Genomic DNA, 12,319 nt, shown 5'->3' with positions numbered 1-12,319 from the left:
CCGGCGGCGGACTAGACCATCGCCGCCGATGGCGAAGCCTCCCGCTTTTACCTAGTCATGGACAGCTGATGCCTGGTGGGAGTTGCGCTTGGGGGCCCTTGCGATGGAGCAATCGAGTCAACTGCACGGAAGCGCCGGCGCGGCCGTCGACGATGTGGTCGGCACGCCGACAAGCGCAGCAGCCATCGGGCCGCGCGGCGGGATTGCCAGCGACCTGTTCGCGGCGCTCGATCGCGAGGCGATCCGCTACTGCCATTGGAAGAGCAATGTCCGGCTCGGCGACACGCTGGAAGGGCGGGAGGACATCGACATCCTCGTGCATCCCCGGGACGCGGACCGCTTTCAGCGCGTGATCAACGCGCAGGGGTTCAAGCTGGCGGTATCGCGATGGGGAGCGGGACACCCCGGCGTCTTCCACGCGGTCGCCTGGGACGCGGAGCAGGGCCGGCTGTTCGATCTGCACGGCTATCACCAGATGGTCAGCGGCGACAGCTTCGTCAAATCCTACCGCTTCCCGGTGGAGGAGGCACTGCTGGCGCGAGGCACGACGCTGCACGGCGTCCGCATTCCCGAACCGCCGGCCGAGCTGGTGCTGTTCCTGCTGCGCACGTTGCTCAAGCATGTCAGTCCGATCGAGCTGCACAAGGTCGGGAAGCAGTTCGGCGGGTCGCGGGACGAGCTCGCCTGGCTGCTCGCGCGGAGCGATTTTGAGGCCGCGCAGGCCTGGGCGGACGAGATGCTTCCGGGCTGCCGGCTGAGGGTTCGCAGCATGGCCGACGTGGTTGCGCGCGGAGGCCCGTTTCGTCGCGCCGTGCTGGGCGTCCGGATCGCCTGGGCGCTGCGGCGGGAGCGACGCTTGGGCCACCTCGCGGCGTTCGGTTCGCGAACGATCCGGGTGGTCCGGCACTTCGCTGCGCGGGCGCGCGGGCGGCGCAACCTGTCGCTTCAGTCGGGCGGCGCCTGGATCGCGCTGACCGGACCCAAGGGCACCGGCAAGTCGACGTTGGCGCGGCTGCTCGCCGACCGGCTCGGGACGAAGCTGGACGTGCGCCTGGTGCATCTCGGCAAGCCGCCGCCAAGCTGGCTGTCGCTGCTTCCGTTGCTGCTGGTCCCGGCCGCGCGCAGGGCGCTCCCGAACGAGCGGTTGAGCGCCTACGAGGCACCCGAACGACGTTCCGAGCGGCGCTTCTCGACGCTGTTCGTGCTGGGCAAGCTGCTGGTCGCCCATGATCGTCGGCGGCTGCTCACCCGCTGCACGCGCGAGATGGCGTCGGGCACGCTGATCATCTCCGACCGCTGTCCCGCGACCAACGCGGCCGGTCCGGATGGAAGCGCGTTCGACGATCTCGCGGTGACCCGCGCCCGTTCGCCGTTTCAGCGCTGGTTGATGGAATGGGAGCGGTCGATCTACCGGCGCCTGCCGCAACCGCGGCTGGTGCTCAAGCTCGACGCGCCGCTTGAGACGGCGCTTGCGCGCGACCTGCTGCGGAACAAGCCGGGCGGACCGGACCCGCTCGCGGTCGAGCGGCGCTGGCGCCTCGAAAGCGACGCCGAGTTCGCCTGCTCCGAGCTGTGCCGGGTGGACACCGGCGGCGACCTCGAGGAAACGTTCCGCAAGGTCGCCGCGCTGGCGTGGGCGGCCGTGTGACCGGCCGCATGAGTCCGGCCGTCAGGGCCGGCGAGGGTCAGACGACGTAGATGTCGTACTTGGTCAGGTCGAGGTGAGCCGACAGCTGCACCACCGGGATCGGCGCGGCCGAGCCGTTGCCGTCGGGATCGTAGGACAGTATCCCGCTCGCGCTGTCGTACAGGATGTGGTCGGTGGAGTCGTCCGCCTTGATCCCGTCGCCATGCTCGAAATAGCCGCCGCTCAGGCGGACCGGGCTGCTCATCGAACCGGTGCCGATGCCCTTGAAGATGGCATCGTCGAGGTAGATGCGGTCTTCGCCGACGTTAAAGTCGCCGATGTGGCCGAAATGGCCGTCGGCGGCGGTGTCGAACACGAACTTGTCCTTGCCGGCGCCGCCGCTGAGCAGGTCCGCGCCGCCCTTCCCAAAGATCTTGTCGTCGCCCGCCAGACCGTTGATCGTGTCGGCGGCGGCGCTGCCGGTCAGCGTGTCGGCGCCGCTGGTGCCGTTGATGCTGGTGCCGGTGGGCGACGGTGTGGGTGACGGCGTTGGCGTCGGGGCCGGTGCCGTGCCCGGCAGCGGCGGAAGCGGAGTCACCGCGACGTCGTTCACGCCGTCATGGTTGTCGAGCCACGCCTTCTTGCACGCCTCCCAAAAGTCGCGCGCCTGCTGGCCCTGAAGGATGGTGAAGCCGGCGGGCGGCTTGGGATAGCTGGACGGCAGCGGGGTGTCCGACAGGTTCAGATAGACGTTGCCGTGCGACTCCACGACATTGTCCCACGCCAGCTTGAGCCGCGCCTGCCCGGCATGGTTCGGATCCTCGATGGCGATGACCGAGTCCACGATCCGGATGTCCGGGGTGGTGCCGGGGGCGCCGGTGTCGGTCTTGAACGGAGAGACGTGCGTGACGTCACCCTTGTAGAGATAGCTCTCGCTGCGCATGAACACATGGTCGAGCGAGACGGTGTTCATCGACCCGTCCTTGTGGTCGCTGTCGCCGAGGCTGATGCCGGAGAAGACGCCGTCGAACAGGCTGTCGCGGATGGTGCCTGACAGGACGTCGTCATTCTCGAGCGCGTCGTCGCGCACGTTGCTGAGGTGCGCGTCATCGATGAGGAAGTTGTTCGACGTGCCGGTGACGCGGATCGCATCCCAGGTCTTGTCGAGCCGCCAGTCGTCGATGATCACGCCCGGCGCATTTGCGATGCGCAGCGCGGCCGAGTTGTTGTAGGTGTACTGCCAGTCCGACGTCTGCGGCACCTGGCCCCAGATCGCGCCACCCTTGATCAGCAGGCCGGCGCCGGCGCTGTCCACGCCGAAGGGATAGGTGTTGAGCGGGCCCGTGCCGTCGGTCGGCGCGGTGTTCGCATCGGGATTGTCGGTGCGGCTGTTGTCGACGATCCAGCTCGCCTTGGTCGCGTCGATGACCGAACCCGCGGCGAGACCGGAAACACGATAGCTGTTGTAACCATAATCCTGGGTAAGCGTGTAAGTTGTCATCTGCTGTCCTGATCTTCGCGCGCACGCCTCGGTCACCGACCGGTCCGGCTGGCGCAAAGTTGCTGTGAAGAGATTTGGGGGATCTCTGTACGGAAGACGCCACTCGACTTTTCAGTCACGAAATAGCTAGGGCGCGCAGGGACTTAGTGAAACGTTTCGGCGCGCAGACCAACGCGCCGAAACAACCATTGAACTGGTAATCCGGTGGGATAAAGCCCGCGTGAATCCTGTTCAGATTCGTTCGAGGAACGATTCCTGATGTTCGGGCAGCGCAGACCGGATGTTCGAATCAGCCCGGCGGGCAAGGAATGGAGCCGCGTTCAACGGAGCCCCGCCAAGCGGCCGCAGCGCAGCCATGGCAGCGACCCGAGTATGCACGCCGAGCGCTTGGAAGGCGGCATGGACATGGACCTTCACCGTCGATGGCGAAATGCCCAGCTTGCGCGCGATCATCTTGTTGGAGTGGCCCTGGGAGAGCAGCCGAAGCACTTCGCGCTGACGGACGGTCAGCGTCGATAGCGGCTCAGTGTCATCGGTGAGATTACTGCCCGCAGTGCTGGCGACAAGGTTGGCGGGCACGAAGATGCCGGTATCGCGCACACTGCGGAGCGCCTGGAGCAGCTCGGCGCAGCTGCCGACCTGCTTCGGGATGAAGCCGTTGGCTCCCGCCGCCAGCACGTCGAGCACGTTCTGCGGATCGGTGCGGTCGGACAGGACCGCGATCCGCATCGCCGGGCGGCGGGCATGAAGGTCGCGGATTGTGCCGGTGCCGGCTGCACCGGGGAGATCGATGTCGAGCGCGAGGAAATCGACCTGCCGTTCGGCCGCGAGGATCCTGGTCAGCTCGGCGTGGTGACGAGCCTGCGCCACCGCGGCGAACCCCATATCGTGTCGCAGCAGGGCGGCCAGCCCGGCATTGAAGAAGTCCTGCCCTTCGGCGACGACGGCGCTTGACTGATTCGCGACCATGAGATGCCTTGCGGCTGCCCCCTTTCGCAATGGTGACGCTCGACGCGAACACACCCGAAACAGGACCAGAATCGGTACGCAGGCGAACCAAAGTTTAACATTGATTGCAGAAAAAATACATAGATCTGTCTACACCATCCTGCCGGTCGGCGGCGCGGGATGGCCTTTCGGCGAGGAGGGGGGAGCGCCGGCCTCAGTCGGCGGAGACGTGACGCACGCAGCGATCGGGATGTGACGGCGGGTCATTCGGCAGGCGGGCGAGTTGCGGGTGGCAGTCGATCCACCCTTGTCTGGCCTTGGCCCAGAACAAACGCGCTTGCTCACCCGAGAGGAGCCGGAAGCCGGCAGGCGGCTGGGGCAGGGCGGAAGGGAACGGGCCGTCTCCCAGCCACAGGAGCCAGTTGTCGGCGGGGTCCACCAGCTTGCTCCATCCCAGTCGCCAGGAGTGCGGGAAGGTCGTGGTCGTCGCGGCCTCGATCGCGATGATCGAGTGACGCACCCGGAGCCGCGGGGAACGCTCGTCGCTCTTGGCCAATGCGCCGAACCGCTGCTCCCCCTCGTAGCGGAAGGCCGAGAGGCGCAGCAGCACGCCGTCGAGTGTGACGGTGCTTTCGTCCGTTGCCGGAAGCTGGTTGGCGGCGGCGGGCCGGAGGCTGATGCCCTGGAAAGCTCCGTCGATCAGCGTGTCCTCGATCGTGACCGGCTGCAGGAAATCATTCTCGATCGCGTCGTCGCGGATCCGGCTGAACCAGCTGCCGGTGACGTGCAGGCCGGCGGAGGCACGCGACACCCGGATTCCGTCCCAGGCGCCATCGATCCGCACCCCCGAGACCTGCCCACCCGGCGAGCCTCGCCAGCTCAGCGCCGCGCTGTTGCAGTAGGTGGCGCGCCAGTCGAACGCCTGCGGTACCTGCCCGCGGAACAGACCGCCGGTGAGTCGTAGCCCGTGAGAATCCTCGATTCGTAGCGGGTAGCGGTTGATGGTACCGGAGCCTTCATCGCACGGCTTAGCGGCGGAGGGCGCTTCGTTGCGGCTGTTGGCGATCAGCAGCAGCGCGCCACGCGCATCGACCAGGGTGCCGGGCGGCGCGGCGCGAATGACCAGCGGCCTCCAGCCGACCGAACCCTGCAGGCGCTGGACCGATGGAGTGGAGGAGGAGGGCGTGCCCACCGCCGTCAGCAGCGCAAGGCCGCCCAGCCCGAGGATCCGCGCGCCAAACCGCTGCATGGCGCCATGGTAGCGCAGCGCGGCGAGCACGTGGCCCCGCTCGAAGGACTAGTGCCGACGAGCGGGTCCACGTTTCAGGAGTGGGCCGATCACGGGGGCAGATCGACCCTCAGCGCGGTCAGTGATTGTCGCGCGGAACGCCCTTGGTTTGCGCGATCCGCTGATACTTCTCGGCGCCCTCGAGGATGGCGCCGGTACTGAGCTGGCCGACGCAGCCGCGCTGCATTTCCTGCCACGGGGTCTGCGAGGCCGGATAGCCGTAGCCCCCCTCCGCCTGCAGCGCGGCGCGGCGCTCCGCCAGTTCCGAGTCCGGTATCAGCACGTCGGCGCGGCGTTGCCGCAGGTCGATCCGGACCCGGTCGCCGGTGCGGAGGAGGGCCAAGCCGCCCAACGCGGCTGCTTCGGGGCTAGCGTTGAGGATGGAGGGCGAACCGCTGGTGCCCGACTGCCGCCCGTCGCCGATGCAGGGCAGCGCGTGAACGCCTTCGGTGATCAGGTAGGCGGGCGGGCGCATGTTCACGACCTCGGCCGCGCCAGGATAGCCGATCGGGCCGGCGCCGCGCATGAACAGCAAGGTCTCGGTGGTGATCCCGACTGCGGGATCGTCGATCCGGTCGTGATAGTCCTCCGGTCCGTCGAACACGACCGCGGGCCCTTCGAAGGCTTCCGGGTCATCGGGGTTGGAGAGATAGCGGTCGCGGAACTCGGGGGAGATCACGCTGGTCTTCATGATGGCGGCATCGAAGAGGTTGCCGCTGAGCACGATGAAGCCCGCCTCGTCGCGAAGCGGATTGTCGAAGGGCCGGATGACCTTCTCGTCCTCGATCGTCGCGTCGCGGCAGTTGTCGCCGATGCTGCGGCCGTTCACGGTCAGCGCGTCCTCGGCGATCAGGCCGTGGCGCATCAGCTGCCCGACCACCGCCGGAACGCCGCCGGCGCGGTAGTAATCCTCGCCCAGATACTCGCCGGCGGGCTGGAGGTTGACCAGCAGCGGGACCTGATGCCCCTTGTGCTCCCAGTCCTTGAGCGGAAGCTCGACTCCGACATGGCGGGCGAGCGCGGCAAGGTGGATCGGGGCGTTGGTCGAGCCCCCGATCGCGGAGTTGACCGCGATCGCGTTGTGGAAGGCGTCCAGCGTCAGAATGTCGGAGGGCTTGAGGTCCTCGGCGACCATCTCGACGATCCGCTTGCCGGTCCAGTAGGCGCTTTCCTGCCGATCGCGGTAGGGTGCGGGAATCGCGGCCGAGCCGGGCAGCGACATGCCGAGTGCCTCGGCGAGCGAGTTCATCGTCGTCGCCGTGCCCATCGTGTTGCAGTAGCCGGTCGACGGTGCCGAGCTGGCGACCAGCTGGATGAACTGCGCGTCGTCGATTTCGCCCGCGGCGAGCATCTGCCGGGCTTTCCAGACGATCGTGCCCGAGCCGGTCCGCTCGCCCTTGTGCCAGCCGTTGAGCATCGGGCCGACCGACAAAGCGATGGCCGGGATGTTGACGGTCGCGGCGGCCATCAGGCAGGCCGGGGTGGTCTTGTCGCAGCCGATGGTGAGAACGACGCCGTCGAGCGGGTAGCCGTAGAGGATCTCGACCAGGCCGAGATAGGCAAGGTTGCGGTCGAGCCCGGCGGTGGGCCGCTTGCCCGTTTCCTGGATCGGATGAACCGGGAACTCGATCGCGAGCCCGCCCGCGTCGCGAATGCCTTCGCGGAGCCGCTCGGCCAGCACGAGGTGGTGCCGGTTGCAGGGGGAGAGATCACTGCCGGTCTGGGCGATGCCGATGATCGGCCGACCGGAGCGGAGTTCCTCGAGACTGATCCCGAAGTTCAAGTAGCGCTCGAGATAGAGCGCGGTCATGTCGATGTTGGCGGGATTGTCGAACCAGGCGCGCGAACGCAGCTTGGCCGGGGTCTCGGTGCTCATGATCGGAGGATTACTCTAAGCTGGCGGACGGTAAACTAGCGAACGGTCGACACGCGGAAAATCATCCGGTGATGATAGGTCTGCCCGGGATTGAGCCGGGCCGAGCCAAAGGCGGGCTGGTTTGGCGTGTCGGGAAAGCGCTGCGGTTCCAGGGCGATGCCGTCGCCCATGCGATAGACATGGCCGCCCTTGCCGACGAGGGTGCCGTCGAGGAAGTTGCCGGTATAGACCTGCAGGCCCGGCTGGTCGGAGAGCACGTCGAGCGTGCGGCCCGACATGGGATCCTCGAGATGAACCATCAGCTTGGGCGCGGTGGTGAGGCCGGCATCGATCGCGAAATTATGATCATAGCCGCGGCCGGCGACGATCTGCGGGTCCCGGCCATCCCTGATCCCGTCCTCGATCGTGCGGGCGCGGGTGAAGTCGAAGACCGTCCCGGCAACCGGCTTGAGCTCGCCTGTCGGGATCAGCTGGGCATTGACGGGCGTGTAGCGGCGCGCCGGGATGGTCATGCGATGGCGAAGGATGCCGCCCGGCGCGCCCTCGCCGCCGAGATTGAAGATTGCATGATTGGTCATGTTGACGATCGTCGGCGCATCGGTCGTCGCGCCATAGTCGATCGTCAGCGAGCCGCGATCGTCGAGCGAATAGGTCGCCGTCGCCGTCAGCGTCCCGGGATAGCCCTGGTCGCCTGCCGGGCTGACCAGCGTCATGGTGACGCTGGCGGCGCCGTCGCGGTTGCCGGTATCGGTGATGCGCCAGTTCCGCTTGTCGAAACCCTGCGTGCCGCCGTGAAGCGAATTGGTCTTGTCGTTGAGCGGCAGCTGGTAGCTCCGGCCGTCAAGCGAGAAGCGGCCGCCCGCGATGCGGTTGGCGTAGCGGCCGATCGTCTGGCCCCAGAAATTGGGATGGGTGACGTAATCGTCGAGGCGGTCGTAGCCGAGCTCGACGTCGGCGCGCCGGCCCGCGCGGTCGGGAACTTCTAACGCCTGGAGGGTCGCGCCATAGGTCATGATGCGCGCGCGCACGCCATTGGCACCGGTGAGCGTGACGATTTCGACACGCGAGCCGTCCGGCAACGTTCCGAACGGCGCCCGCGACACGGTCGCGGCGGACGCCGCGCCGGGCAGCGACACTGCCGCCGCGAGCAGCGCGCCGGTGATCGAATGACGCATGGAAACCCCTCTCTGGATTGTCGTTGTCGGGAGCCGTTGTGGAGTTGACGCTCCGAGCGCGGGCTTATACTCAGACAATACAGAAAAGAACAACCCTGTCGGCATGTTACCGGCCGAAATCGAGAGGAAAATACGCATGCCCGCTTCGGTCGCCTCAACGGCCCCCGCCGGACCTGCCGCCAGCGGGAGTTCCTACCGCCCGGCGCTGACCCTGCTCGCCAGCCTCTTCTTCATGTGGGGCTTCATCACGGTCATCAACAACACGCTGTTGCCGCATCTGCGCGCCGTGTTCGACCTCAACTACACGCAGACGACGCTGATCGAGAGCGTCTGGTTCATCGCCTATTTTGTTGCCTCGATCCCGTCGGCCAAGCTGATCGAGCGGATCGGCTACCAACGGTCGCTGGTGACGGGGCTGCTGATCATGGCGGCCGGCGCGCTCGGCATGGTGCTGGCCGCCAGCCTCCCGTCCTATGGCGTGACGCTCGCCATGCTGTTCGTCATCGCCAGCGGGATCACCCTTCTGCAGGTGGCGGCCAACCCCTATGTCGCGGTGATCGGCTCGCCGGAGACCTCCTCGTCGCGGCTCAACCTGGTGCAGGCGATGAATTCGGCGGGGACGATGTTGGCGCCGCTGTTCGGTGCCTATCTGATCCTCGGCCGGTCGAAGAGCGGCACGGCGCAGGAGGGCACGGTGCTGAGCGCCGCCGACCGCCTGGCGGACGCCCATTCGGTAATCCTGCCCTATGTGCTGGTGGCGGTGGTGCTCGTAGTCCTGGCCGTGGTGATCGGCCGCTTCCGACTGCCGGCGATGGGCAGCGCGACCAGCCGGGTCGCACGCGAGGAGCGGAGCAATCACTCGCTGTGGAAGCACCGCAACCTCGTCTTCGGCGTGCCCGCGATCTTCATCTACCTCATCGCGGAGATCGGCGTCGCCAACCTGTTCGTGAACTTCGTCAGCCAGCCGACCATCGCCAATCTGACCCACGAACAGGCGGGCCGCTACCTGACCTTCCTGTGGGGCGGGATGATGGTGGGCCGGTTCGCTGGCTCGGCGATCATGCAGCGGATCGAGGCGGAGAAGGTGCTCGCCGCCGTGTCGGTCGCAGCCTTCCTCGTCATGCTGGTCACGGTCTTCTCGACGGGACCGATTGCGATGTGGGCGCTGATCTCGGTCGGGCTGTTCCATTCGATCATGTTCCCGACCATCTTCACCCTCGGGATCAAGGGTCTCGGTCCGCTGACCGAAGAAGGATCGGGGCTGCTGATCATGGCGATCGCCGGCGGCGCGCTGGTGGTGGTGCAGGGCTGGCTCGCCGATCGCTACGGCCTGCAGTCGAGCTTCCTGCTGACCGCTGCGTGCGAGCTTTATATCCTCTTCTACGCGTTGTGGGGGGCCAAGCCGACCCAGGCGCTGCCGGACGAGACGGTCACCGCGGGGTAGGGGCTCACGCCTCCATCGAGCTGCTGGTGTCCTCGAGCGCCAGCTCGACCAGGGTCCGCATCGCCAGCGCCGCTGCCTCGCCGTCGCCGGCAAGGATGGCCTCATAGACCTTGGCATGGTCGGGAATCGGGTTGCGAGGCAGCTCGCGGGCGCGCTGCTTGTAGCGGGTCGTCCAGTTCACCGCCGCGCCGATGCTGGCGCTGAGCACCATCATCGCGTCGTTGCGGGTCGCGCGGAGGATGGCGTCGTGGAAGTCGCGGTCAGCGGCGCGGCCGGCGTCGGTCGCGAGCGTGTGGCGGCGCATTCCGCCGAGCGCATCCTTCATCGCCTTCAGGTCGGCCCGGTCGCGGCGCTCGGCGGCGAAGCGGGCGGCGGCGGGTTCGACCACCGAGCGCAGTTCGAACAGCGAGCGGACGAAGGCGTGATCGGGCTCACCCGAGAAGGCCCAGCCAAGCACGTCCGGGTCGAGCAGGTTCCAGCGCGAGCGGGGAAGGACCCGGGTACCGGCCTTGGGGCGGCTTTCGACCAGGCCCTTCGCGGCGAGGACCTGGATCGCTTCGCGGTACGCGCTGCGCGAAACATCTAGCGCTTCGGAGAAGGCAACCTCGCCGGACAGCGTGTCGCCGGGCGCGTATTCACCCGAGACGATCGCCATGCCCAGCTTGTGCGCGATGGCTCCGTGAAGACGCCGGCCCGTCCCGCGCGGCGCGCGGGCGGAGTCGGACGGCTCTCCGCCACTGTCCCGTTCCGGTCTGGCCAGCTCGGTCATTTCCCTTCTTCTCCCCCTGCCGACCTAACAAGCGAAGTTCGGCTGCGAAACCCAAATCACAAGCTTCCAGTTGACAGAATAAGTCGGAGTAATGAAGGGGGTAACTATGACCGATTCTGTCCTTTCCGAGCCGCCTGCGGGCTTCCAGTCCGTCGATCCGTCGACCGGCGCCACTTGGGGCGACACGTTCCCGGTCCACGGCGCGGATGAGGTCGACAGCGCCTGCGCCGCGGCCGAGGCGGCGTTCGACGCCTACCGTTCAACCGACCGCGAGACCCGCGCGGCGTTCCTCGAGCGGATCGGCGCCGAGATCATGGGCATCGGCGACGATCTGATCGTCACCGCCATGCGCGAGAGCGGCCTGCCGCGGGCGCGGCTTGAGGGCGAGCGCGGCCGGACGGTTGGCCAACTCAAGCTGTTCGCCGACGTCGTGCGGCGCGGGGCGTGGCTGGGCCTGCGGATCGATCCCGCGCTGCCCGACCGGCAACCGCTGCCCCGTCCCGACCTCCGGCTGCGGATGATCCCGCTGGGGCCGGTCGCGGTGTTCGGTGCTTCCAACTTCCCGCTCGCCTTCTCGACCGCGGGGGGCGACACCGCGTCGGCCTTGGCGGCGGGCTGCCCGGTCGTGGTCAAGGGCCACCCGGCACATCCGGCGACCGGTGCGCTGGTCGCCAACGCGATCCACCGCGCGGTGGACGCGTGCGGACTTCCCGCCGGGGTCTTCGGACATCTGAGCGGCCCCGGCAACGAACTTGGCTCGGCGCTGGTGCGAGATCCCCGGATTGCGGCCGTAGGCTTCACCGGCTCGCGCGGCGGCGGGCTGGCGCTGGTCCGCATCGCGCAGGAGCGGCCCGTGCCGATCCCCGTCTATGCCGAGATGTCGAGCATCAACCCGGTCGTGCTGGCACCCGCGGCGCTCAGGGCGCGCGGCGCGGCGCTGGGCAGCGCCTTCGTCCAGTCGCTGACGATGGGCGCGGGCCAGTTCTGCACCAATCCCGGGCTCGTGCTGGCCATCGAGGGCGAAGGGCTGGACGCGTTCGTCGGGGCCGCGCGCGCTGCGCTGACCCAGGCCGCCGGCCAGACGATGCTGACCGGCGGGATCCACTCCGCCTATCGCGCCGGCATCGAGGCGCTGCAGGGCCATTCGGCGGTCGAGACGATCGCGCAGGGCGAGGTGGGCGAGGGTGTCGCGAGCGGGGACGCTGCCTTCTTCGCGACCGACGCGGCCGCGTTCCTCTCCGACTCGGCGCTGGGCCACGAGGTGTTCGGGCCATCCTCGCTGCTGGTCCGCTGCCGCGACGAGGAGGAGCTCCACCAGGTCCTGCGGGTGGCCGAGGGCCAGCTCACCGCGACCATCCAGATGGACCCGAGCGACGAGGCGTTCGCAGCCGGGCTGATCCCGATCCTCGAGCGCAAGGCCGGGCGGATCCTCGCCAACGGCTGGCCGACCGGGGTCGAGGTGACCCATGCGATGGTTCATGGCGGCCCCTTTCCGGCGACCTCCGACGCACGGACCACGTCCGTCGGAAGTCTGGCGATCGACCGCTTCCTGCGGCCGGTCGCCTACCAGAACCTTGCCGAGGCGTTGCTGCCGCCGGAGCTGCGTGGCGATGGCAACGGCGCTCCCCGCCTTGTCGACGGCAAGCCGGCCTGACCTGAACAGACGACACGCGGGGCCGGTCGTCTTGTCC

The 12,319-nt window shown here is 68.0% G+C and carries 9 protein-coding genes; 3 read left to right on the top strand and 6 right to left on the bottom strand.

Translation table 11 applies throughout. From position 1 onward, the window contains the following. The first annotated feature begins 103 nt into the window (after positions 1-103). On the top strand, positions 104-1,648 hold the full coding sequence (locus HMF7854_RS11755; RefSeq protein ID WP_126719266.1) for an ATP-binding cassette domain-containing protein: 1,545 nt from the start codon (positions 104-106) through the stop codon (positions 1,646-1,648). 37 nt (positions 1,649-1,685) lie between these two features. Here the strand turns inward: HMF7854_RS11755 and HMF7854_RS11750 are convergent, their stop codons facing one another. The 5 genes from HMF7854_RS11750 to HMF7854_RS11730 form a co-directional block, all read right to left on the bottom strand. Beyond that, positions 1,686-3,128, bottom strand: a complete 1,443-nt coding sequence (locus HMF7854_RS11750; RefSeq protein WP_126719265.1) for a calcium-binding protein — start codon at positions 3,126-3,128, stop codon at positions 1,686-1,688. A 231-nt stretch (positions 3,129-3,359) separates the two neighbouring features. Next, on the bottom strand, positions 3,360-4,097 hold the full coding sequence (locus tag HMF7854_RS11745; RefSeq protein ID WP_126719264.1) for a LuxR C-terminal-related transcriptional regulator: 738 nt from the start codon (positions 4,095-4,097) through the stop codon (positions 3,360-3,362). 193 nt (positions 4,098-4,290) lie between these two features. Further along, positions 4,291-5,355 (bottom strand): hypothetical protein, encoded by a 1,065-nt coding sequence (locus tag HMF7854_RS11740; RefSeq protein ID WP_126719263.1) that lies wholly within the window; start codon positions 5,353-5,355, stop codon positions 4,291-4,293. An 88-nt stretch (positions 5,356-5,443) separates the two neighbouring features. Beyond that, complete coding sequence (locus tag HMF7854_RS11735; protein WP_126719262.1) at positions 5,444-7,240, bottom strand: IlvD/Edd family dehydratase; 1,797 nt, start codon at positions 7,238-7,240, stop codon at positions 5,444-5,446. A 35-nt stretch (positions 7,241-7,275) separates the two neighbouring features. Then, complete coding sequence (locus tag HMF7854_RS11730) at positions 7,276-8,415, bottom strand: aldose epimerase family protein (protein ID WP_126719261.1); 1,140 nt, start codon at positions 8,413-8,415, stop codon at positions 7,276-7,278. Between the two features lie 136 nt (positions 8,416-8,551). On the opposite strand from HMF7854_RS11730, the gene HMF7854_RS11725 reads away from it, so the two are divergent. Next, a complete protein-coding gene (locus tag HMF7854_RS11725) occupies positions 8,552-9,859 on the top strand; it encodes a sugar MFS transporter (RefSeq protein ID WP_126719260.1) in 1,308 nt (435 codons plus the stop codon). Between the two features lie 4 nt (positions 9,860-9,863). On the opposite strand, the gene HMF7854_RS11720 is transcribed toward HMF7854_RS11725, so the two are convergent. Continuing rightward, a complete protein-coding gene (locus HMF7854_RS11720) occupies positions 9,864-10,628 on the bottom strand; it encodes a FadR/GntR family transcriptional regulator (RefSeq protein WP_126719259.1) in 765 nt (254 codons plus the stop codon). Between the two features lie 106 nt (positions 10,629-10,734). On the opposite strand from HMF7854_RS11720, the gene HMF7854_RS11715 reads away from it, so the two are divergent. Continuing rightward, positions 10,735-12,282 (top strand): aldehyde dehydrogenase (NADP(+)), encoded by a 1,548-nt coding sequence (locus tag HMF7854_RS11715; RefSeq protein WP_126719258.1) that lies wholly within the window; start codon positions 10,735-10,737, stop codon positions 12,280-12,282. Positions 12,283-12,319: the final 37 nt, after the last annotated feature.

This window comes from Sphingomonas ginkgonis (assembly GCF_003970925.1).
GTDB lineage: Bacteria > Pseudomonadota > Alphaproteobacteria > Sphingomonadales > Sphingomonadaceae > Sphingomicrobium > Sphingomicrobium ginkgonis.
Note: the sequence above shows the minus strand (reverse complement) of the source record. Positions and strands in the feature narration are given on the sequence as shown.